Genomic DNA, 23,737 nt, shown 5'->3' with positions numbered 1-23,737 from the left:
GAGTTACTGTATAAATATCTTGGTTCTAGATTAATAGATAGTGAGTACGCTATTTTAAAAGAAATCAATACCAAATCATTTGATGAGCTGTCTGATGAATTAAACTCCCTGATAGGATTAGAAAATGTAAAGAAAGAAATAGAAGACCTAGTAATCTTTAACAAAGTTCAGAAAAACCGAGAAAAGATTGGGTTAAAAAAAACTAATAGAACGATGCATATGGCTTTCCTAGGGAATCCGGGTACAGGTAAAACAACAGTTGCTAGAATTGTTGGTAATATGTATCGTTCTCTAGGAATACTAAGCAAAGGTCATTTTATTGAAGCAACTAGAACTGACTTAATAGCAGAATATCAAGGGCAAACTGCTTTAAAAGTTAAAAGACTGATCCAAAAAGCTAAGGGGGGCGTTTTATTTATTGATGAAGCATATAGTATTACTGAAAACGATAAAAGTGATAGTTATGGTCGAGAGTGTTTAACTGAGTTAACTAAAGCATTAGAAGACTATCGAGATGATTTAGTTGTTATTGTAGCAGGATATGATAATTTAATGAAAAAGTTTTTTGAATCTAATCCTGGGTTAAAATCAAGATTTAATTATTTTATTACGTTTGAAGATTATACTGTGGACCAAATGTTTGATATTTTTCTTTCATATTGCAAAAATGAAGAGTACATTTTGCATGATTCTGCAAAAGAAAAATTAAAAAAATATTTAGAATTACATAGTAGCAATCCTGAAAATAAAAATGCGAATGGTCGATTTGTAAGAAATGTATTTGATAAAATAATTATGAATCAAGCAAAACGTTTAAGTAACCTTTCTTTTGCTACAAAAGAGAATTATTTAATAATTCTTGAAGACGACATATTTTAATTGAATCAGAAAGCAACACATGAACGGTATTATCAACTTAAAAAAAGAAGCGGGGATGACCTCGCATGATGCGGTTTTTAAGCTGCGTAAGATTTTGGGAACCAAGAAAATTGGTCATGGTGGGACCTTGGATCCAGATGTGGTGGGTGTTTTGCCCATTGCGGTTGGCAAGGCGACCCGCATGGTCGAATTTATGCAGGACGAGGGCAAGGTCTATGAGGGGGAAATCACTCTTGGTTATTCAACGACGACCGAGGATGCAAGTGGAGAAGTGGTCACAGAGACACCTGTTTTGTCGCCCTTGGATGAAACCATTGTCGATGAAGCGATTGCGAGTCTGACTGGGCCTATTACTCAGATTCCACCTATGTACTCGGCTGTCAAGGTCAATGGTCGCAAGCTCTATGAGTATGCGCGTGCTGGTCAGGAAGTGGAGCGTCCAGAACGTCAGGTGACCATTTATCAATTTGAACGAACAAGTCCGATTTCTTATGAGGGCGAACTTGCAAGTTTCACTTTTCGTGTAAAATGCAGTAAGGGAACTTATATTCGCACCTTGTCAGTTGATTTGGGAGAGAAGCTGGGTTATGCGGCCCATATGTCCCATTTGACTCGGACGAGTGCAGCAGGTTTACAACTGGAGGATGCTCTTACCTTGGACGAAATTGCTGAAAAAGTGGAGGCTGATCAACTGGACTTTCTCCATCCTCTCGAAATTGGAATAGGGGATCTTGTCAAAGTTTTCCTAACTCCAGAAGAGGCTACAGAAGTGCGCTTTGGTCGTTTTATCGAGCTAGACCAAACGGACCAAGAATTGGCTGCCTTTGAGGGAGATACATTGCTAGCCATTCTAGAAAAAAGGGACAATTTTTACAAACCAAGGAAGGTTTTTAGCTAGTTTAACTAGAGTGTGGGGATGGAATCGTTTCCCCCTAGACTATCCAAATCAGACTATAAATTTTGAAAAAAATATGATAGAATAGACGACGGATAAAAAACGGAGGATAGCATGCAAAATAGACCAATCATTATCGGAGTGACAGGTGGTTCTGGTGGTGGTAAGACCAGTGTTTCAAGAGCCATTTTATCGCATTTTCCTGATGAAAAGATTTCCATGATTGAGCATGATTCATACTACAAGGATCAGTCTCACTTGACTTTTGAAGAGCGTGTCAAAACCAACTACGACCATCCATTTGCCTTTGATACAGACTTGATGATCGAGCAGATTAAGGAATTGTTGGCAGGGCGCCCAGTGGACATTCCGACTTATGACTATACAGCCCATACACGGAGTAGCAAGACCTATCGTCAGGAGCCTCAGGATGTCTTTATCGTTGAGGGGATTCTGGTCTTGGAGGACAAGCGCCTGCGCGATTTGATGGACATCAAGATTTTTGTGGATACGGATGATGATGTGCGTATTATTCGTCGGATCAAGCGTGATATGGAAGAGCGTGGACGTAGCCTTGACAGTGTCATTGAGCAGTACTTAGGTGTAGTTAAACCTATGTACCACCAGTTTATCGAGCCGACCAAGCGCTATGCGGATATCGTCATTCCTGAGGGAGTCAGCAATACAGTTGCTATCGACCTTTTGACCACTAAGATTGCAAAGATTTTGGAAGAAGCGCGAAACAGTAAATAATCAGATGAGGAGGCCTAGCCTCCTTTTTCTATTTTTCCTTTAGTTTCAGTAGGAAAAAGGTGATTTTTAAGCATGTTTTTGGTATAATAATACCCATGGAAAAGCAAGAAAATGAATAGTAGGTGGAGATGGAAAAGTATTTATCGGTAACAACGTTGACCAAGTATCTGAAAATGAAATTCGATAAAGACCCATACTTGGAACGAGTCTATTTAACTGGTCAAGTTTCCAACTTTCGTAAACGACCTACTCACCAATATTTCTCCCTAAAGGATGACCATGCAGTTATTCAAGCGACCATCTGGTCTGGGATTTATCAAAAATTAGGTTTCGACTTGGAAGAGGGAATGAAAATCAATGTGATTGGGCGTGTACAGGTTTATGAACCGAGTGGGAGCTACTCTATCATCATTGAGAAGGCTGAGCCTGATGGGGTTGGGGCGCTTGCAATTCAGTTTGAACAACTCAAGAAAAAATTGACGGAAGAAGGTCTGTTTCAAGAACGTTTCAAGCAACCTCTTCCCCAATTTTCTAAGAGAATTGGTGTGGTGACCAGTCGCAGTGGAGCCGTTATTCGAGATATTATCACGACCGTGAGCAGACGGTTTCCTGGTATCGATATCCTTCTTTATCCGACTAAGGTACAAGGTGATGAAGCTGCGGAGGAAATTGCTCGAAATATTGCGCGTGCTAATCAACGGGACGATTTGGATTTGCTCATTATTGGTCGAGGTGGTGGTTCGATCGAGGATCTCTGGGCCTTTAACGAAGAAATTGTGGTACGGGCTATTTTTGAATCTCGTTTGCCAATCATTTCTAGTGTGGGACATGAAACGGATGTGACCTTGGCAGATTTTGTAGCGGATCGTCGGGCGGCGACACCAACAGCTGCAGCTGAACTGGCAACACCTGTAACCAAGTTGGATCTATTAGCTCATTTGCAAAATCAGGAAAAACGGATGGCAACAGCAGTTCAGAATGTCCTGTCAAGAAAAAAAGAAGCTCTGAAAAAATGCAGTCAGTCAGTCATCTTTAGACAGCCAGAGCGCTTGTATGATGGCTATTTGCAACGGTTAGACCAACTGCAACTGCGATTAAAACAAAGTTTGCGAACACGAATTTCTGATAACAACCAATTAGTCCAAGCAAGGACGCATCAACTAGTCCAATTATCGCCTGTTACCAAAATCCAGCGTTATCAAGACCGTCTAGGTCAGTTGGACAAGCTCCTACGTAGCCAAATGGCGCTAGTTTATGATGCCAAGGTTGCTGAGGTGAAGCGACTTTCAGAAGCTTTGTTGATGTTGGATACCAGTCGAATCGTGGCGCGTGGTTATGCTATTGTCAAAAAAGAAGATTCTGTTGTGGATTCAGTTGAGAGTTTGAAGAAAAAAGACCAAGTGACGCTTTTGATGCGAGATGGTCAAGTAGAATTAGAGGTTAAAGATGTCAAAACCAAAGAAATTTGAGGAAAATCTAGCAGAACTGGAGACCATTGTCCAAAGTTTAGAAAATGGTGAAATTGCTTTGGAAGATGCGATTGCTGCCTTTCAAAAGGGCATGGTCTTGTCAAAAGAGCTCCAATCGACGCTAGACAAGGCTGAAAAGACCTTGGTCAAGGTCATGCAAGAAGACGGAACAGAAAGTGATTTTGAATGAAGAAGCAAGAAAAATTAGCTCTTGTGGAGTCGGCTTTGGAAGATTTTTATGGAGACCAGCAGTTTGCTTCTAGTTTACAAGAGTCCGTTCTCTATTCCATTCATGCTGGTGGCAAGCGTATTCGCCCTTTTCTCTTGCTAGAAGTTCTGGAAGCCTTGCAAGTCGCAATCCAACCAGCTCACGCGCAGGTGGCTGCGGCTTTGGAGATGATTCATACAGGGAGCTTGATTCACGATGATCTTCCTGCCATGGATGATGATGATTACCGTCGGGGACGCTTGACCAATCACAAGAAATTTGGTGAAGCAATGGCGATTTTAGCAGGAGATGCCTTGTTCCTAGATCCCTATGCTTTGATAGCGCAGGCAGATTTGCCCAGTCAGATCAAGGTGGACTTGATTGCCAACTTATCCCTTGCTTCAGGAAGTCTGGGAATGGTTGCAGGGCAGGTTTTGGACATGGAAGGCGAACATCAGCACTTGTCTTTGGAAGAACTTCAGACCATTCATGCCAATAAAACAGGTAAGTTACTAGCTTATCCTTTCCAAGCAGCTGCTATCATAGCTGAATTAGCTCCTGAAACCCAAGCAAAACTGAAAACGGTTGGTGAATTGATCGGGCTTGCTTTTCAGGTCAGAGATGATGTGCTGGATGTGACAGCTAGTTTTGAGGAAATCGGCAAGACACCACAAAAGGACTTGCAGGCAGAAAAGTCAACCTATCCAGCCTTGTTGAGCTTGGAAGAGGCCAAGGCCTTTTGTAACCAAACTCTTGATCAAGCCGAGGATAAATTAGAAGAAATCGCCCAGCAAGTCAGCTTTGAAACAGAGCCGATTGTGAAAATAGTAGAAAGTTTGAGAATCAATGGCTAAGGAAAGAGTGGATGTACTAGCTTATAAACAGGGCTTGTTTGAAACGCGAGAACAGGCTAAACGCGGTGTCATGGCAGGTCTAGTCGTAGCAGTCCTTAATGGGGAGCGTTTTGACAAGCCTGGAGAGAAAATCCCAGATGACACTGAGTTAAAACTCAAGGGTGAAAAACTCAAGTATGTCAGTCGAGGTGGTCTAAAACTGGAAAAGGCTTTGCAGGTCTTTGATTTATCAGTGGATGGCGCAACCACGATTGATATTGGGGCCTCCACTGGAGGATTTACCGACGTCATGCTTCAGAATGGTGCTAAGCTTGTCTTTGCAGTCGATGTTGGTACCAATCAGTTGGCTTGGAAATTGCGTCAAGATCCACGGGTTGTCAGTATGGAGCAGTTTAATTTCCGCTATGCTGAAAAGACTGACTTTGAGCAGGAACCAAGTTTTGCCAGTATTGATGTGAGTTTCATTTCCCTTAGTCTGATCTTACCAGCCTTGCATCGTGTGTTGGCCGAACAAGGTCAGGTGGTAGCACTTGTCAAACCTCAGTTTGAAGCTGGTCGTGAGCAAATCGGGAAAAATGGAATCATTCGCGATGCCAAGGTCCATCAACATGTCCTTGAATCAGTCACTGCCATGGCAGTTGATCAAGGTTTTTCAGTGCTTGGATTAGACTATTCACCAATCCAAGGTGGACATGGAAACATTGAATTTCTAGCATATTTGAAAAAGGAAGAGGGAGCAAGCAATCAAGTTGCCCCAGAAATAGAAAAAGTTGTAGAGAGAGCACATAGAGAATTTAAAGATGAATAAAAAAGAAAGACTTGAAAAAATTAGAAGATTTGTAACAGATTATCAAATAGGGACTCAGGAAGAAATCGTTGAGCATTTAAAAGAAGCAGGTATCTCTGCCACTCAAGCGACGGTGTCACGAGATATTAAGGAACTGGGTATCGTAAAAATTCCCTTGAAGAACAATAAATACATCTATGAATTGCCAAAAACAATTGTAAGAAGTTTGCAGTTGGCTGAGAATAACATAATAGGTTCTGAGCGCATGGGAAATATGATCAATCTGGATGTCATTCCTGGGAATACTGCCTTTGTCAAGAGTCAGCTGATGAATACTTTCTCAGAGAGAATTTTCAACTGTCTGGCAGACGACAACTCAATTTTGATTATCTTGAGAAATGAAGAAGATGCCAAGGAAATATTTGAACAAGTAAAAAATTGGTAGGTTTATATGTTACTTGAAATTTCGATAAAAAACTTTGCCATTATAGAGGCGATTTCACTCAATTTTGAAAAAGGCATGACAGTCTTAACTGGTGAAACAGGTGCTGGGAAATCGATCATCATCGATGCCATGAACATGGTGTTAGGAGCTAGAGCGACTACAGATGTTATTCGTCATGGTGCTCCCAAGGCTGAAATTGAAGGGCTTTTCTCTGTTGAGAATAGCCGTTCTTTACAAGAGCTCTTTGAAGAGCAAGGGTTGGAGTTGGGGGATGAGATTATCATCCGTCGTGAAATTCTTCAAAATGGGCGAAGTGTAAGTCGCGTGAATGGGCAGATGGTCAATCTTTCTGTCTTGCGCGCAATCGGCCAACATCTTGTCGATATTCATGGTCAACATGACCAAGAAGAGTTAATGCGTCCGCAACTTCATATCCAGATGCTGGATGAATTTGGTGAAGCAGCATTTTTGGAACTTAAACAAGCCTATCAGACAAGCTTTGACACCTATCGCAAAATGCGCAAGCAGGTTCTTGAAGTCAAGAAAAACCAGCAGGAACACAAGTCTCGCATTGAGATGTTGGAATTTCAAATGGCAGAGATTGAAGCAGCAAACTTGCAGGCTGGTGAAGACTTGGCTCTCAACCAAGAACGAGATAAACTCCTCAATCACAAGAATATAGCAGACACCTTGACAAATGCCTACACCATGTTGGACAATGAGGAGTTTTCTAGCCTAGCAAATGTCCGTTCCGCCATGAATGACATGGAAAGTGTTGAAGAATACGACCCTGAATACCGTGAAATTTCAAGTTCTCTATCAGAAACCTACTATGTTTTAGAAGATATTAGCAAGCGTTTGGAAGATATTATTGAGGACTTGGATTTTGATGGTAATCGCCTCATGCAGGTTGAAAATCGCTTAGACCTTATAAATACTATTACCCGTAAATACGGTGGGACTGTGGACGATGTTTTGCTTTATTTTGCCAAGATTACGGATGAATACAATCTCTTGACTGGTAACAACCTTTCTTCCGAAGACATGGAAGCAGAGCTCAAGAAATTGGAAGTCGATCTTGTCGATTTGGCAGGACAGCTTGCATCTGCTCGTCATGATTTGGCCCAGCAACTTGAAGCTGAGATTAAGCAAGAATTGCAAGACCTCTATATGGAGAAGGCACAATTTCAGGTTCGCTTTAGCAAGGGCAAATTTAGTCGTGAGGGGAATGAAACAGTTGAGTTTTACATTTCCACCAACCCTGGTGAAGACTTTAAACCCTTGGTTAAGGTTGCATCTGGTGGGGAATTATCCCGTCTCATGTTAGCTATCAAGTCAGCCTTTTCTCGCAAAGAAGGCAAGACCAGTATTGTCTTTGATGAGGTGGATACGGGAGTTTCAGGTCGTGTGGCCCAAGCCATCGCTCAGAAGATTCATAAGATTGGCCAGCATGGTCAGGTTCTTGCTATTTCTCACCTTCCACAAGTGATTGCCATCGCGGATTATCAATTCTTTATTGAGAAGATTAGTGACGAACATTCAACTGTTTCGACAGTTCGTCTCTTGACTTTAGAAGAACGAGTAGAGGAAGTTGCTAAGATGTTGGCAGGAGAGAATGTAACCGAAGCAGCCCTTACCCAAGCGAGAGAATTATTGCAAACGAGGGAGAAATAAATGACAGACTATTATGTAATTGGAGATGTCCATGGAAAAGCAGGTATGCTGGAAGACCTTCTCAAAACATGGGATGATCACACCCAGTTGCTTTTTCTAGGGGATTTGATTGACCGAGGTGAAGATAGTCGCCGTGTTTTAGAAATGGTCAAGAACTTGGTGGATAATAAAGGGGCTATCTGTCTATCAGGAAATCACGAGTATATGTTTTTGACTTGGTTGGACAATCCAGAAGAAAGCTATGACCATTATCGTCGCAATGGTGGAGATACAACTATTAACTCTATCCTAGGTCGTCCCTTGGATGCACCAGTTGATGCAGTTGAAGACGCTAAACGCGTCGAAACGGAAGCAGCAGATTTAGTCGAATTTATTCGTCAGATGCCTTTTGTCGTTGAGACAGACAAGTATATCTTTGTGCATGCTGGTATTGATTTGACCTTGGATGATTGGCATGAAACGACTGATTACAAGAAAGTCTGGCTCAGAAAACCATTCCACGAAGCGGCCAATCATACTGGGAAAACCATTGTCTTTGGGCATACACCAGTCTATGGTCTACTAGATCAGAAACCAGGTACTGCTGACCTTTGGGTGACAGAAGATGGCAAAGTTGGGATGGATGGAGGAGCCGTATATGGAGGTGTACTTCATGGTATTGTCTTTACTGACCAAGGCATGACCGAGCACTATTTTATTGAAAATGACGGCTTTATCGCCGAAGATTAGTACTCCTTACAGGGTATGGTCTTGTCAAAATGTTAAAAACAATTTATAATAAATAGATACCCTGAAAGGAAGAGAATCATGAATTTAGAAGAATTGAAAAAACGACAGGAGAAGATCCGCAACTTCTCTATTATCGCTCATATTGACCACGGAAAGTCAACGCTGGCAGACCGCATTTTGGAAAAGACGGAGACCGTTTCTAGTCGTGAAATGCAAGCCCAGCTTCTGGATAGTATGGATCTTGAGCGTGAACGTGGGATTACCATTAAACTTAATGCCATTGAGCTTAATTACACTGCAAAAGATGGCGAGACCTATATTTTCCACTTGATTGACACGCCAGGGCACGTGGACTTTACCTATGAAGTGTCGCGTTCACTAGCAGCCTGTGAAGGGGCGATTTTGGTGGTTGATGCGGCCCAAGGGATTGAGGCGCAAACTCTTGCCAACGTTTATCTAGCCTTGGATAATGATTTGGAAATTCTACCAGTCATTAACAAGATTGACCTACCAGCAGCTGATCCTGAGCGTGTGCGTACAGAGATTGAGGATGTCATTGGACTAGATGCCAGCGAAGCGGTCTTGGCTTCAGCCAAAGCTGGTATTGGTATTGAAGAAATTCTTGAGCAAATCGTAGAGAAAGTTCCCGCACCAACAGGAGATGTAACGGCACCACTCAAGGCCTTGATTTTCGACTCAGTTTATGATGCCTATCGTGGGGTTATCCTCCAAGTGCGTGTCATGGACGGAGTGGTCAAACCTGGCGATAAGATTCAGCTTATGAGCAATGGAAAGACCTTTGATGTGACTGAGGTTGGTATTTTCACGCCAAAAGCAGTTGGGCGCGATTTTCTAGCGACTGGTGACGTTGGTTATATTGCGGCTTCCATCAAGACGGTTCAAGACACTCGTGTTGGTGATACAGTGACCCTAGCAAGCAATCCTGCAGCAGAACCACTAGACGGCTACAAGCAAATGAACCCTATGGTCTTTGCAGGTCTTTACCCAATCGAGTCAAACAAGTACAATGACCTTCGTGAAGCCCTTGAAAAATTGCAGCTCAACGATGCCAGCTTGCAGTTTGAACCTGAAACATCTCAGGCACTCGGTTTTGGTTTCCGTTGTGGATTCCTTGGACTTCTCCATATGGATGTTATCCAAGAGCGTTTAGAGCGCGAGTTCAACATTGATCTCATTATGACAGCTCCATCTGTTATCTATAAGGTTAACCAAACTGATGGTGAGTCTATGGATGTGTCTAACCCATCTGAGTTCCCAGACCCAACTAAGATCGCGACCATTGAAGAACCTTATGTTAAGGCGCAAATCATGGTACCACAGGAATTTGTTGGGGCAGTAATGGAATTGGCTCAGCGCAAACGTGGGGACTTTGTAACCATGGACTATATTGATGATAATCGTGTCAATGTTATCTATCAAATTCCACTTGCTGAAATTGTCTTTGACTTCTTTGATAAGCTTAAGTCTTCAACGCGTGGTTATGCAAGTTTTGACTACGAATTGTCAGAGTACCGCCCATCTAAGCTGGTCAAAATGGATATCCTTCTCAATGGTGATAAGGTGGATGCCCTCAGCTTTATCGTTCACAAGGACTTTGCCTACGAACGTGGGAAACTCATCGTGGATAAGCTCAAGAAAATCATCCCTCGTCAACAGTTTGAGGTGCCGATTCAAGCAGCTATTGGGCACAAGATCGTGGCTCGTACGGATATCAAGGCCCTTCGTAAGAACGTACTTGCTAAGTGTTACGGTGGTGACGTTTCTCGTAAACGCAAGCTCCTTGAAAAACAAAAAGCTGGTAAGAAACGCATGAAAGCTATCGGATCAGTAGAAGTCCCACAAGAAGCCTTCCTTAGCGTCTTGAGCATGGATGAAGAATAGAAATAAAAAATAAAACTCTTGAAGATTTTTCAAGAGTTTTTTGTGTTTTTGATGAACCAAGTTATCACATACGAAAGTTGGATAAATACAAAAATCAATTTATCATGTCTTCTTTTTATTTTTTTTACGAATAGATAGATGAGTAGAAAAAGAAATGGAGTTGTATATGAAGATCACAAACTATGAGATTTATAAATTGAGAAAAGCTGGGCTGACCAATCAACAAATTTTAACTGTTCTTGAATACGACGAGACTGTAGATCAGGAGCTCTTGCTAGGTGATATTGCAGAAATTTCAGGTTGTCGTAATCCTGCTGTCTTTATGGAACGCTATTTCCAGATAGATGATGCACAGTTGGAGAAGGAGTTTCAGAAATTTCCATCCTTCTCGATTCTTGATGACTGTTATCCTTGGGATCTGAGTGAGATTTATGATGCTCCAGCGCTCTTGTTTTATAAAGGAAATCTAGACCTGTTGAAATTTCCAAAGGTTGCTGTTGTAGGGAGTCGTTCATGTTCTAGTCAGGGAGCAAAATCGGTTCAGAAAGTCATTCAAGGTTTGGAAAACGAGTTAATCGTGGTCAGTGGTTTGGCCAAAGGGATTGATACGGCTGCCCATATGGCTGCACTCCAGAATGGAGGAAGAACAATTGCTGTCATTGGAACAGGATTGGATGTTTTTTATCCCCGCGCCAATAAACGTTTGCAGGAACACATTGGCAATCACCATTTGGTACTTAGCGAGTACGGACCTGGTGAAGAACCCTTGAAATTTCACTTTCCAGCTCGTAATCGCATCATTGCTGGACTATGCCGTGGCGTTATTGTAGCAGAGGCAAGGATGCGTTCAGGGAGTCTCATTACCTGTGAGCGAGCTATGGAGGAAGGTCGTGATGTCTTTGCCATTCCAGGAAACATTTTAGATGGCCATTCAGATGGCTGTCACCATCTGATCCAAGAGGGAGCAAAGCTGATTAGCAGTGGTCAAGATGTGTTGGCTGAGTTTGAATTTTAAGGAGAAATTTGTTCACTCAGATAAACTTTTCTTCTATATATAGGAGCTAAGTCTTGACAGTTATGGCAAAATGGTTTACACTTTATAAAGTTTATTACTTTGAAAAGGTGTGATAGTGTGGCTACGGCAACAAAGAAGAAAAAATCAACAGTTAAAAAAAATCTAGTCATCGTGGAGTCGCCTGCTAAGGCGAAAACGATTGAGAAATATCTAGGCAGAAACTACAAGGTTCTAGCCAGTGTCGGGCATATCCGTGATTTGAAAAAATCCAGTATGTCAGTCGACATTGAAAATAACTATGAACCACAGTATATCAATATCCGTGGAAAAGGTCCTCTCATCAATGACTTGAAAAAAGAAGCCAAAAAGACCAATAAAGTCTTTCTGGCGAGTGACCCGGACCGTGAGGGAGAAGCGATTTCCTGGCATTTGGCTCACATTCTCAACTTGGACGAGAATGATGCCAACCGTGTGGTCTTTAATGAAATTACCAAAGACGCAGTAAAAAATGCCTTTAAAGAACCTCGCAAGATTGACATGGACTTGGTCGACGCCCAACAAGCTCGTCGAGTCTTAGACCGCTTGGTAGGGTATTCGATTTCGCCAATTTTGTGGAAAAAGGTCAAGAAGGGCTTATCAGCAGGACGCGTGCAGTCTGTTGCCCTTAAGCTCATTATTGACCGTGAAAATGAAATCAATGCCTTTCAACCAGAAGAATACTGGACAATTGATGGTGTCTTTAAGAAGGGTACCAAGCAATTTCAGGCTTCTTTCTATGGTATGAATGGCAAAAAGATGAAATTGACCACCAACGAAGAAGTCAAAGAAGTCTTGTCCCACCTAACGAGCAAAGATTTTACAGTAGATCAGGTAGATAAGAAAGAGCGCAAACGCAATGCGCCCCTACCTTATACGACTTCAACCATGCAGATGGATGCGGCTAACAAAATCAATTTCCGTACTCGAAAGACCATGATGGTGGCTCAACAGCTCTATGAAGGGATCAATATCGGATCGGGTGTGCAAGGTTTGATTACCTATATGCGTACAGACTCGACTCGTATCAGTCCAGTAGCTCAGAATGAAGCTGCAAGCTACATTAACGACCGTTTTGGTAGCAAGTATTCCAAGCATGGTAGCAAGGTCAAGAACGCCTCAGGCGCTCAAGATGCCCACGAAGCTATTCGTCCATCTAGTGTCTTTAATACACCAGAAAGCATCGCTAAGTACTTGGATAAAGACCAGCTCAAGCTCTATACCCTTATCTGGAACCGTTTTGTGGCCAGCCAGATGACGGGAGCTATCTTTGATACCATGGCTGTTAAATTGTCTCAAAATGGGGTCCAATTTGCTGCCAATGGTAGTCAGGTTAAGTTTGATGGTTATCTTGCTATTTATAATGATTCTGACAAGAACAAGATGTTACCAGACATGGCTGTTGGAGATGTGGTCAAGCAAGTCAATAGCAAGCCAGAACAACATTTCACCCAACCACCTGCTCGCTATTCAGAAGCAACGCTTATCAAGACCTTGGAGGAAAATGGGGTTGGACGTCCATCAACCTACGCTCCGACCATTGAAACCATCCAGAAACGATACTACGTTCGTCTGGTAGCCAAACGCTTTGAACCGACAGAGTTGGGAGAAATTGTTAATAAACTCATTGTTGAATATTTCCCAGATATCGTAAACGTGACCTTCACAGCTGAGATGGAAGGAAAACTGGATGATGTCGAAGTTGGAAAAGAGCAGTGGCAACGTGTTATTGACACCTTTTACAAACCATTCTCTAAAGAAGTAGCCAAGGCTGAAGCAGAAATGGAAAAAATTCAGATCAAGGATGAACCAGCTGGATTTGACTGTGAAGTCTGTGGTAGTCCGATGGTGATTAAGCTCGGTCGTTTTGGTAAATTCTATGCTTGTAGCAATTTCCCAGACTGCCGTCATACACAAGCGATTGTCAAAGAGATTGGTGTCGAGTGTCCAAGCTGTCATCAAGGACAAATCATCGAACGCAAAACCAAGCGCAATCGTATCTTTTATGGTTGCAATCGCTATCCAGAATGTGAATTTACTTCCTGGGACAAACCGATTGGCCGTGACTGTCCAAAATGCGGACACTTCCTTGTGGAGAAAAAAGTCCGTGGTGGTGGCAAGCAAGTTGTATGTAGTAATGGCGACTACGAAGAGGAAAAGATCAAATAAAATGCAGAGTCCTGAAAATGAATTTCAGGCTCTTTTTACTTGAAGCTTGACAAATTTCCTCACTGTATGCGAAACTAGAGGAAGAGTAATTTATCTAGGAGAAGTTATGCGCATTATTTATTTCTGTATTGGTTTTATTTCTTTGGCTCTAGCTCTTGTAGGTGTTGTCCTGCCGCTCTTACCAACAACTCCCTTTCTTTTGCTGTCTATCGCTTGCTTTTCAAAATCTTCTAAGCGTTTTGAAGACTGGCTTTATCACACCAAGCTCTATCAGACTTATGTAGCTGATTTTCGGGAAACCAAGTCTATAGCGCGTGAACGCAAGAAAAAAATCATCGTATCTATCTATATCTTGATGGGAATTTCTATTTATTTTGCCCCTCTTTTACCAGTCAAAATCGGTCTGGGAGCCTTGACTATCTTTATCACCTACTATCTCTTTAAAGTCATTCCTGACAAAGAATAGTTAAAATAGTAGTTATTTGCCTTGATAAAAATGAAAGCATATTTAAAATAATATGATATAATAAATTTAAAGAAAACATCAAGGAGAATCAAATGATTTACGAATTTTGTGCTGAAAATGTGACCCTGCTTGAAAAAGCGATGCAGGCTGGAGCTCGTCGAATCGAACTTTGTGACAATCTAGCAGTTGGTGGGACAACACCAAGCTATGGAGTGACTAAGGCAGCTGTTGAACTGGCAGCTAACTATGATAGCACCATTATGACCATGATTCGTCCCCGTGGTGGCGACTTTGTCTATACTGATCTTGAAATAGCGATTATGCTAGAAGACATTCGTTTGACTGCGCAGGCTGGAAGTCAAGGAGTAGTTTTTGGGGTATTAACTGCTGATAAGAAGTTGGATAAGACTAATCTTGAGAAGCTGATTGCCGCATCTAAAGGAATGGAAATTGTCTTCCACATGGCCTTTGATGAATTAAGCGATGAAGACCAGTTGGAAGCCATTGACTGGCTCAGCCAAGCTGGTGTCACTCGTATCTTGACTCGTGCTGGGGTGTCTGGTGACTCGCTAGAGAAACGTTTCGCTCATTATCACAGAATTTTGGAACATGCTAAAGGTAAAATTGAAATTCTACCAGGTGGGGGGATTGACTTGGACAACCGTCAAACCTTTATCGAACAGTTGGGAGTGACACAACTGCATGGAACTAAGGTTGTCTTTTAAAAAATAGAAAGGAACTGCTAGCTTTTGGTAGCAGTTTTCACTTATGTTTGAAATTTTTAAATCCTATCAGTTTAATAAAGAAAAAGCCCATGCCTATGGTTTTGTAGAAAATGAGGAAGTCTGGACTTACAGTTGCCAGATTTTTCAGGGTGACTTTTTCATGACAGTCTCTATCACTACTGATGATGTGAGTTTTCAGGTCTTTGATCAGGAAACGGGTGACCTCTATCCTCAAGTACATATGGAAAGTATGAGGGGAAGTTTTGTCGGAAGTGTTCGTAAGGCTTGTTTGGAGATTCTCTACCAGATTCGGAAGGCTTGCTTTGATGTACAGGATTTTATCTGTCCTCAGACTAAGCGTATCATGGCTCAAGTTCAAGAAAAGTATGGCAATCAGTTGGAGTATCTGTGGGAAAAGTCGCCTGATACAGCTGTATTGCGCCATGAAGGCAATCAAAAGTGGTATGCTGTTTTAATGAGAATTCCTTGGGATAGGCTAGATAAGGGGAGAGAAGGGCTAGTGGAAGCAGTCAACCTCAAACATGACCAAGTAGCTGCCTTGCTTTCGCAAAAGGGAATTTACCCAGCCTTTCATATGAACAAACGCTACTGGATTAGTCTTGCTCTTGATGGTACTTTATCTGATGAAGAAGTTCTAGATTTGCTGGAAACTAGTTGGAATTTGACTTTGAAAAAGTAAGGAAATTCCTTTGTATTTTCAAATACTTTTAATTAACAAAATATTCTTTACTGAAGAAATTTTCAGAAAATAATGGATTTTTTCTTGACAAGTGTTTTTGGCTATGCTAAAATACTAAACAAGATATCAAACGAAGGAGAAAGTCAAACATGAAAACAGCTAAGTTTAATCAATTTGCTTTGTTGTTGAGGTACTCGGGCTAGTGCAGAAGCATTAGTCCTGTTTGGCTTACCAAGCGGGAGTAAATCAACATCTCGCTTGGGTTCCCGAGCGAGATGTTTTTTTAAAACCACATTTGGAAAAGGGGAAATCTTATGCGAACAGTTGAATTTTTTGATACAAGCCTTCGTGATGGGGAACAAACACCTGGTGTTAACTTCTCAATAAAGGAAAAAGTTTCCATTGCAAGACAGTTGGAGAAATGGGGTATTTCTGTAATTGAGGCTGGTTTTCCGGCTGCTAGTCCAGATTCATTTATAGCCGTTCAAGAAATTGCTAAAGTCATGAAAAAAACAGCAGTGACAGGATTAGCTCGTTCTGTAAAATCTGATATTGATGCTTGTTATGAGGCGCTTAAGGATGCCAAGTATCCACAGATTCATGTCTTTATCGCTACCAGTCCGATTCACCGCAAGTATAAGCTCAATAAGAGCAAGGAAGAGATTTTAGAAGCTATTAAGGAGCATGTTTCTTATGCCCGTTCTAAGTTTGAAGTGGTCGAATTTTCTCCAGAGGATGCGACCAGAACAGAGCTGGATTTCCTCTTGCAAGTCGTTCAAACAGCGGTCGATGCAGGGGCGTCTTATATCAATATCCCTGACACAGTTGGCTTTACGACTCCAGAAGAGTTTGCACGTATCTTTGATCACTTGACTGAAAATATTAAATCAAATCATAAAGTTGTCTTTGGTGTTCACTGTCACGATGATCTCGGTATGGCAACTGCAAATACTTTGACAGCAATTAAACACGGTGCTGGACGTGTCCAGGGAACTATTAATGGTATCGGTGAACGCGCAGGTAATGTTGCTCTTGAAGAAGTAGCTGTTGCTTTGAAGATTCGTGAGGATTTCTTCCAAGCAACTAGTGATATTGTTTTGGATGAAACAATGAATACGTCTGAAATGGTTTCTCGCTTCTCTGGTATTCCAGTTCCTAAAAACAAGGCTGTCGTTGGTGGCAATGCCTTCTCTCATGAATCGGGTATTCACCAAGATGGAGTCCTTAAAAATCCTCTCACTTATGAGATCATCACACCTGAATTGGTCGGTGTTAAGAGTAATAGCCTTCCACTTGGTAAATTGTCTGGTCGCCATGCCTTTGTTGAGAAACTAAGAGAATTGGCTCTAGACTTTACAGAAGAGGATATCAAACCACTCTTCGCTAAGTTCAAGGCACTGGCTGACAAGAAACAAGAAATCACAGATGCAGATATTCGAGCTCTGGTAGCTGGAACCATGGTTGAAAATCCAGAAGGCTTCCACTTTGATGATTTACAACTTCAAACCCATGCAGATAATGACATTGAAGCGCTTGTTAGCCTAGCCAACATGGATGGTGAAAAAGTCGAATTTAATGCGACAGGGCAAGGTTCCGTTGAAGCGATCTTTAACGCTATCGATAAGTTCTTTAACCAATCTGTCCGCTTGGTGTCCTATACCATTGATGCTGTGACAGATGGAATTGATGCTCAAGCTCGTGTCTTGGTTACTGTTGAAAACAGAGATACAGAAACCATCTTTAACGCAGCAGGTCTTGATTTCGATGTATTGAAGGCTTCGGCTATTGCCTATATCAATGCCAATACCTTTGTTCAAAAAGAGAATGCAGGTGAGATGGGGCATAGCGTTTCCTACCGAGACATGCCTAGTGTGTAAAGGAGAAGGCTATGACAAAGAAAATAGTAGCTCTAGCAGGGGATGGGATCGGTCCAGAAATTATGGAAGCTGGTTTAACGGTTCTGAAAGCTCTAGCTTCAAAAACAGGTTTTGACTATGAGATTGATAGACGACCTTTTGGAGGTGCAGGTATTGATGCTGCAGGCCATCCCTTACCTGATAAAACCCTCAAGGCATGTAGAGAAGCAGATGCTATTCTCCTTGCAGCTATCGGTAGTCCCCAGTATGATGGGGCAGCGATTCGGCCTGAACAAGGCTTGCTAGCTCTTCGGAAGGAACTCAATCTCTATGCCAATATTCGGCCTGTAAAAATCTTTGATAGTCTCAAGCATTTATCACCACTTAAACCGGAACGAATTGCTGGTGTAGACTTTGTCGTGGTGCGTGAGTTGACAGGTGGTATCTACTTTGGGGATCATATCCTTGAAGAGCGAAAAGCGCGTGATATCAACGACTACAGCTATGAGGAAGTAGAGCGGATCATTCGCAAGGCATTTGAAATTGCAAGAAGTCGCAGAAAAATCGTTACTAGTATCGATAAGCAAAATGTTCTAGCAACATCAAAACTCTGGCGCAGAGTAGCTGAGGAAGTCGCGCAGGATTTCCCAGATGTGACCTTGGAACACCAGTTGGTGGACTCAGCTGCTATGCTTATGATTACCAATCCTGCTAAGTTTGATGTCATCGTAACGGAGAATCTTTTCGGAGATATCTTATCTGATGAATCAAGCGTTCTATCAGGCACACTTGGCGTCATGCCATCAGCCAGTCATTCTGAAAAGGGGCCAAGTCTTTATGAGCCCATTCACGGTTCGGCACCTGATATTGCAGGTCAAGGGATTGCCAATCCTATCTCTATGATTTTGTCAGTTGCCATGATGTTGAGAGATAGCTTTGGATGTTATGAGGATGCAGAGCGTATCGAGCGTGCTGTTGAAGCTAGTTTAGTGGCTGGCATTTTAACAAGAGATATTGGAGGACAGGCTTCTACTAAGGAAATGACGGAAGCTATCATTGAAAGATTATGAAGATAAATGAAGGAATCACGCTTGCCCTCTTGATTTGGAATTTGCTGATTTTCTTGATTTATGGCATTGACAAATCCAAGGCAAGGAGAGGTGCTTGGCGCATCCCAGAGAAAATCTTACTTATTTTAGCCTTTACTTGTGGTGGTTTTGGAGCTTGGTTAGCAGGAATCACCTTTCACCACAAGACTAGAAAATGGTATTTTAAAACTGTTTGGTTTCTCGGGATGGTGATCACACTAGTAGCCTTATATTTTATTTGGAGGTAATGGATGGCAGGAAAATCGATTTTTGATAAATTATGGGACCGCCATGTCATCACAGGAGAAGAGGGGCAGCCTCAACTCATGTATGTGGACCAGCACTATATTCATGAAGTGACTAGTCCCCAAGCTTTTCAAGGATTACGAGATGCGGGGCGCAGATTGAGACGGCCAGACTTGACATTTGGAACCTTTGACCACAATGTACCAACGGTTAATATCTACGATATTCGAGATGTCATTTCCAAGGCGCAAATTGATAAGCTGGCTGAAAATGTTGAGGAATTTGGGATTGAACATGCGGCTCATGGTTCTGAAAAGCAGGGAATCGTTCACATGGTAGGTCCAGAAACAGGACGGACCCAACCAGGGAAATTTATCGTCTGTGGGGATAGCCATACAGCTACTCACGGAGCTTTCGGAGCTATCGCCTTTGGGATTGGGACCAGTGAGGTTGAGCATGTCTTTGCGACCCAGACCCTCTGGCAGGTCAAACCCAAGAAAATGTTGGTGGAATTCACTGGAGTTCCTCAAAAAGGAGTTTATTCTAAGGATTACATTCTCGCCCTGATTGCCAAGTACGGCGTTGCCTGTGGTGTAGGATATGTGGTGGAATATCGTGGGCAAGCGATTGATGCTTTGACTATGGAAGAGAGAATGACTATCTGCAATATGTCCATCGAGTTTGGTTCTAAGATGGGAATCATGAATCCAGATCAGACTACCTATGACTATCTCAAGGGACGGGAATGCGTTCCAGAGGACTTTGAGGAGGCAGTTTCCGACTGGAAGACGCTTGTAAGCGATAGTGATGCCGTTTATGATAAGGTTATCCAGATGGATGTCTCTGGCTTGGCTCCTATGGTGACCTGGGGAACCAATCCTGCTATGGGTGTTGACTTTGACAGTAGTTTCCCAGAAATTAAGGATATGAACGATGAACGTGCTTATCATTACATGGACTTGGAGCCTGGTCAAAAGCCAGCGGATATTGAGCTAGGCTATATCTTTATCGGGTCTTGTACCAATGCTCGGCTCAGTGACTTGCAACTGGCTGCGCGGTTTGTCAAAGGGAAGAAAATAGCTCCTAACTTAACTGCTATCGTGGTTCCAGGCTCTCGTCCTGTGAAACGAGCTGCTGAGAAGTTGGGCTTGGATAAGGTCTTCTTAGATGCTGGCTTTGAGTGGAGAGACCCAGGTTGCTCTATGTGCCTAGGGATGAATCTTGACAAGGTCCCTGATGGGGTTCACTGTGCCTCAACCAGTAACCGCAACTTTGAAGACAGACAAGGATTTGGCGCTAAGACCCATCTCTGTAGTCCAGCCATGGCAGCGGCGGCGGCTATCGCAGGGCGCTTCGTAGATGTTCGGCAAATGCCAGAGGCCCAGTAAGGAGAGGATATGGAGAAATTTACAGTTTATACGGGAACGACCGTTCCTCTCATGAATGATAACATCGACACCGACCAAATACTTCCCAAGCAGTTTCTCAAGTTGATTGATAAAAAAGGCTTTGGTAAGTATCTCATGTATGCTTGGCGTTATCTAGACGACAAGTATACTGAGGACCCAGACTTTGTCTTTAACCGACCTGAATATCGTAAAGCCAGTATCCTCATTTCAGGGGATAACTTTGGGGCGGGGTCTTCGAGGGAACACGCAGCTTGGGCTCTAGCCGACTATGGTTTTAAGGTTGTGATTGCAGGATCTTTTGGGGACATTCATTACAATAATGAACTCAATAATGGCATGTTGCCTATTGTTCAGCCCAGAGAGGTTAGAGAGAAACTAGCCGAACTTAAACCGACCGACCAGGTAACTGTGGACTTGGAACAACAAAAAATCATCTCACCAGTTGGAGAATTCACTTTCGAAATCGATAGCGAGTGGAAACACAAACTTTTAAATGGTTTGGATGATATCGGAATTACTTTGCAGTATGAAGATTTGATTGCTGCCTATGAAAAACAACGCCCAGCCTATTGGCAGGAATAGGAAAAATAGAAAAGGAAATAGAACTATGACAAAACACATTCAATGGAACGGAACACTTTCACAAGAAGGCTACGACATTTTAAAAGGTGAGGGCGGGTGCATTGTTTGCCCTACAAAAGTTGGTTACATTATCATGACCAGCGACAAGGCAGGACTTGAACGCAAGTTTGCAGCCAAAGAACGTAACCGTAACAAACCAGGTGTCGTTCTCTGCGGTAGCATGGACGAGCTTCGCACTTTAGCACAACTCAACCCAGAAATTGAAGCCTTCTACCAAAAACATTGGGACGAAGATATTCTTCTCGGTTGTATCCTTCCTTGGAAACCAGAAGCTTTTGAAAAACTCAAAGCTTATGGGGATGGTCGTGAAGAGCTCATGACCGACGTTCGTGGTACTAGCTGTTTTGTCATCAAGTTTGGTAAAGCCGGTGAACAGTTGGCTGCTAAACTTTGGGAAGAAGGTAAAATGGTCTACGCCTCATCAGCTAACCCATCTGGTAAAGGAAACCGCGGTAAGGTGGAAGGTATCGGAGAACGTATCGAAGGAGCAGTGGACCTTGTCATCGAGGCAGACGACTACGTGGCATCCATCCAACCTGACAAAACAATCGAAACTCGCTACGAGCAAGGTGTGATGGTCTCTATGGTCGATAAAGACGGCAAACTCATCCCAGAACAAGGAGGAGCACGTTCAACTTCACCAGCACCAGTCGTGATCCGTAAAGGACTTGATATTGATAAAATCATGATGCACCTGTCAGATACCTTTAATTCATGGGACTACCGTCAGGGTGAATATTATTAAGCTGGGTAGATCCTAAACGGCTATCCTTTCACATGTTTTTATATATAGTGATTTCTGAGAATTAATTAGACATAACGAAAACAATCGTCTAAAAATTTTAAAAATTCAGTATAGAACATGCAAAATCCTAGAAAAAAAGGTAAAATAAAGATAGAAATTGATAACGGTTACATTTTAAAGTGAGTTTGAAGTAAGGTGGTTTATTAGTGGAATTTATCATTAGGAGACCCTGATTTACATAGATTACCGTTCGCTTAATGTAACTTATAATATATAAAAACTAAGTGGCATTTGAGTGCTTAAAAGTCCAAGATACTGTTTAAGAGGTTTTACGAGTAGTTTGTCTACTGAAAACAAGCTGATAGAACCTCACCATCATCATATAAATATTAGAATTATCCATTTAACGTCGTTCTTTCGCTTTCTACACTCTCCTTGTTAGCTTACTGAGAGTTGTAGCTGATGACAGCTAGAATTATACTGTAAGTGGCTCATTTAGACTCCCTTCGCATGTTTTGCTACTTGCAGTCGGGGTCTAAGTGGGCTTTTTTGACTTATAATTGATTAGTTGTCAACAATATTTTTAATAGTCGATAGGCATAGAATCGCTCATACCAGTAATCACAATGAATGGGAGGTGGAAAGGATTATTTAAATAGAAAGGCGGTAGGCAAGTGGGGTTATTGATGTCTCACTGATAAAAAGAAAAGAGGTACAATATGGGACTTATTAGAGCAGGTGTAGGAGCTGTAGGTGGTTCATTAGCCGATCAATGGAAAGAATTTTTCTATTGTGAGTCTATGGACAAATCTGTCATGGTTGTCAAGGGGCAAAAGCGGGTCTCTGGTCGATCATCCAATACTAAGGGCAGTGATAATATTATTTCCAATGGTTCAGGTATTGCAGTGGCTGATGGTCAGTGTATGATGATTGTTGAGCAAGGTAAGGTTGTAGAAGTTTGTGCCGAACCAGGTGAGTTCACTTATGATACCTCCAGCGAACCAAGTATTTTTACAGGAAATCTTGGAAATTCTATCAAGGATACTTTCAAACAAATTGGGAAACGTTTCACTTATGGTGGCGATACTGGCAAAGATCAGCGTGTGTATTATTTTAATACAAAAGAATTAATTGATAATAAATTCGGTACACCGAACCCAATTCCATTTCGTGTGGTAGATTCTAAGATTGGTTTAGACCTTGACGTTTCTGTTCGATGCTCAGGGGTTTATTCTTATAAGATCGTTGACCCGCTTTTGTTTTATACAAATGTTTGTGGAAATGTTGAAAGAGAGTATTTGCGTGAAGAAATTGACTCACAGTTGAAAACTGAATTTATCAGCGCCTTGCAACCTTCATTTGCTAAGTTATCTGATATGGAATTGAGACCGAATCAAATTGTCAGTCACAATACAGAATTAGAAAATGCCCTCAATGAAACTCTCTCAGAAAAATGGGGTCAACTTCGTGGTCTTAAAGTCATTAGCATTGCACTCGGCTCTGTTACTCTCCCAGAAGAAGATGCCGAAATGATTAAGCAGGCTCAACGTACTGCTATTATGAAAGATCCGACTATGGCGGCCGCAACCTTAGTTGGTGCACAGGCAGATGCTATGAAGGCAGCCGCAAGCAATGAAGCAGGAGCTATGACTGGCTTTATGGGCTTTGGCATGGCAGCCAATGCAGGCGGTGGCATGAATGCACAAAATCTCTTTGCTATGGGACAAGAACAGGCTGCTAACCAAGCACAAACAGAAAATCAAGCACCACCAAGCACTCCGAATGTCAATAAGTGGATCTGTCCAAATGGACATGAGGCTATGGGGAAGTTCTGCCCAGAGTGTGGCAGTCCGAAACCAGTGGACAATAGCTGGACTTGTTCATGTGGCACGGTAAATACAGGTAAATTCTGTTCAAATTGTGGCAGTCCAAAACCGATAGTTCATCAAGCAAAACACTGTAGTAACTGTGGTTGGAAAGTTCCAGATTCTGGCCAGGCACCGAAATTCTGTCCTGAATGCGGGTCAACGTTTTAGAACAAGACA

At 42.2% G+C, this 23,737-nt stretch carries 23 protein-coding genes; all 23 read left to right on the top strand.

The window, feature by feature from the left end; translation table 11 throughout:
* Nucleotides 1–879, top strand: an 879-nt coding sequence (locus D8805_RS05440) for an AAA family ATPase (protein WP_125416008.1), incomplete at its 5' end; no start/stop codon positions are given.
* 19 nt (nt 880–898) lie between these two features.
* Nucleotides 899–1,777 carry a tRNA pseudouridine(55) synthase TruB gene (gene truB, locus D8805_RS05435; protein ID WP_125416005.1) on the top strand — a complete coding sequence of 293 codons (879 nt, stop codon included), beginning with the start codon at nt 899–901 and terminating at the stop codon, nt 1,775–1,777.
* Between the two features lie 111 nt (nt 1,778–1,888).
* Nucleotides 1,889–2,527 (top strand): uridine kinase, encoded by a 639-nt coding sequence (gene udk, locus D8805_RS05430; protein ID WP_001181372.1) that lies wholly within the window; start codon nt 1,889–1,891, stop codon nt 2,525–2,527.
* 128 nt (nt 2,528–2,655) lie between these two features.
* Nucleotides 2,656–3,996: an exodeoxyribonuclease VII large subunit gene (gene xseA / locus D8805_RS05425; protein WP_125416002.1), complete on the top strand. Its 1,341-nt coding sequence runs from the start codon at nt 2,656–2,658 to the stop codon at nt 3,994–3,996.
* A complete protein-coding gene (locus D8805_RS05420; protein WP_125415999.1) occupies nt 3,974–4,186 on the top strand; it encodes an exodeoxyribonuclease VII small subunit in 213 nt (70 codons plus the stop codon). The genes xseA and D8805_RS05420 overlap by 23 nt, the downstream gene beginning before the upstream one ends.
* Nucleotides 4,183–5,058 carry a polyprenyl synthetase family protein gene (locus tag D8805_RS05415; RefSeq protein ID WP_125415996.1) on the top strand — a complete coding sequence of 292 codons (876 nt, stop codon included), beginning with the start codon at nt 4,183–4,185 and terminating at the stop codon, nt 5,056–5,058. The genes D8805_RS05420 and D8805_RS05415 overlap by 4 nt, the downstream gene beginning before the upstream one ends.
* Nucleotides 5,051–5,866, top strand: a complete 816-nt coding sequence (locus tag D8805_RS05410; RefSeq protein WP_125415993.1) for a TlyA family RNA methyltransferase — start codon at nt 5,051–5,053, stop codon at nt 5,864–5,866. Before D8805_RS05415 ends, D8805_RS05410 begins: the two co-directional genes overlap by 8 nt.
* Nucleotides 5,859–6,290 (top strand): arginine repressor, encoded by a 432-nt coding sequence (locus D8805_RS05405; RefSeq protein ID WP_125415990.1) that lies wholly within the window; start codon nt 5,859–5,861, stop codon nt 6,288–6,290. Before D8805_RS05410 ends, D8805_RS05405 begins: the two co-directional genes overlap by 8 nt.
* A gap of 6 nt (nt 6,291–6,296) precedes the next feature.
* Nucleotides 6,297–7,964 carry a DNA repair protein RecN gene (gene recN, locus D8805_RS05400; protein WP_125415987.1) on the top strand — a complete coding sequence of 556 codons (1,668 nt, stop codon included), beginning with the start codon at nt 6,297–6,299 and terminating at the stop codon, nt 7,962–7,964.
* Entirely contained in the window at nt 7,965–8,693 is a 729-nt protein-coding gene (locus tag D8805_RS05395) for a metallophosphoesterase family protein (RefSeq protein WP_125415984.1), read from the top strand.
* Between the two features lie 78 nt (nt 8,694–8,771).
* Nucleotides 8,772–10,595: a translation elongation factor 4 gene (lepA, locus tag D8805_RS05390; RefSeq protein WP_001047199.1), complete on the top strand. Its 1,824-nt coding sequence runs from the start codon at nt 8,772–8,774 to the stop codon at nt 10,593–10,595.
* Between the two features lie 166 nt (nt 10,596–10,761).
* Complete coding sequence (dprA, locus tag D8805_RS05385; RefSeq protein ID WP_061586937.1) at nt 10,762–11,610, top strand: DNA-processing protein DprA; 849 nt, start codon at nt 10,762–10,764, stop codon at nt 11,608–11,610.
* A 117-nt stretch (nt 11,611–11,727) separates the two neighbouring features.
* Nucleotides 11,728–13,815 carry a type I DNA topoisomerase gene (topA, locus tag D8805_RS05380; protein ID WP_125415958.1) on the top strand — a complete coding sequence of 696 codons (2,088 nt, stop codon included), beginning with the start codon at nt 11,728–11,730 and terminating at the stop codon, nt 13,813–13,815.
* Nucleotides 13,816–13,921: 106 nt separating this feature from the next.
* Nucleotides 13,922–14,281, top strand: a complete 360-nt coding sequence (locus D8805_RS05375; RefSeq protein WP_001220344.1) for a YbaN family protein — start codon at nt 13,922–13,924, stop codon at nt 14,279–14,281.
* A gap of 92 nt (nt 14,282–14,373) precedes the next feature.
* The gene (locus D8805_RS05370) at nt 14,374–15,006 is read left to right on the top strand and encodes a copper homeostasis protein CutC (protein WP_125415955.1); all 633 of its coding nucleotides are present in this window, start codon (nt 14,374–14,376) and stop codon (nt 15,004–15,006) included.
* A 43-nt stretch (nt 15,007–15,049) separates the two neighbouring features.
* Nucleotides 15,050–15,706: an MmcQ/YjbR family DNA-binding protein gene (locus D8805_RS05365; protein ID WP_061416961.1), complete on the top strand. Its 657-nt coding sequence runs from the start codon at nt 15,050–15,052 to the stop codon at nt 15,704–15,706.
* A 314-nt stretch (nt 15,707–16,020) separates the two neighbouring features.
* Nucleotides 16,021–17,583: a 2-isopropylmalate synthase gene (locus D8805_RS05360; RefSeq protein ID WP_125415952.1), complete on the top strand. Its 1,563-nt coding sequence runs from the start codon at nt 16,021–16,023 to the stop codon at nt 17,581–17,583.
* Nucleotides 17,584–17,594: 11 nt separating this feature from the next.
* Nucleotides 17,595–18,632, top strand: a complete 1,038-nt coding sequence (gene leuB, locus D8805_RS05355) for a 3-isopropylmalate dehydrogenase (protein WP_125415949.1) — start codon at nt 17,595–17,597, stop codon at nt 18,630–18,632.
* The gene (locus D8805_RS05350) at nt 18,629–18,898 is read left to right on the top strand and encodes a DUF1294 domain-containing protein (protein WP_125415946.1); all 270 of its coding nucleotides are present in this window, start codon (nt 18,629–18,631) and stop codon (nt 18,896–18,898) included. Before leuB ends, D8805_RS05350 begins: the two co-directional genes overlap by 4 nt.
* A gap of 3 nt (nt 18,899–18,901) precedes the next feature.
* Entirely contained in the window at nt 18,902–20,284 is a 1,383-nt protein-coding gene (leuC, locus tag D8805_RS05345; protein ID WP_125415944.1) for a 3-isopropylmalate dehydratase large subunit, read from the top strand.
* Nucleotides 20,285–20,293: 9 nt separating this feature from the next.
* Nucleotides 20,294–20,887, top strand: a complete 594-nt coding sequence (gene leuD / locus D8805_RS05340) for a 3-isopropylmalate dehydratase small subunit (RefSeq protein WP_125415941.1) — start codon at nt 20,294–20,296, stop codon at nt 20,885–20,887.
* A 25-nt stretch (nt 20,888–20,912) separates the two neighbouring features.
* Nucleotides 20,913–21,692 (top strand): L-threonylcarbamoyladenylate synthase, encoded by a 780-nt coding sequence (locus D8805_RS05335; RefSeq protein WP_049546504.1) that lies wholly within the window; start codon nt 20,913–20,915, stop codon nt 21,690–21,692.
* 719 nt (nt 21,693–22,411) lie between these two features.
* Nucleotides 22,412–23,728, top strand: coding sequence for an SPFH domain-containing protein (locus tag D8805_RS05330; protein ID WP_125415938.1), 1,317 nt, complete (start codon nt 22,412–22,414; stop codon nt 23,726–23,728).
* The last annotated feature ends 9 nt before the right edge of the window (nt 23,729–23,737 follow it).

The sequence above is a fragment of the Streptococcus oralis subsp. dentisani genome, from assembly GCF_003944205.1.
Lineage (GTDB): Bacteria > Bacillota > Bacilli > Lactobacillales > Streptococcaceae > Streptococcus > Streptococcus oralis_BH.
The sequence above is the reverse complement of the archived record's forward strand: the minus strand, read 5'-3'. Positions and strand labels throughout refer to the sequence as shown.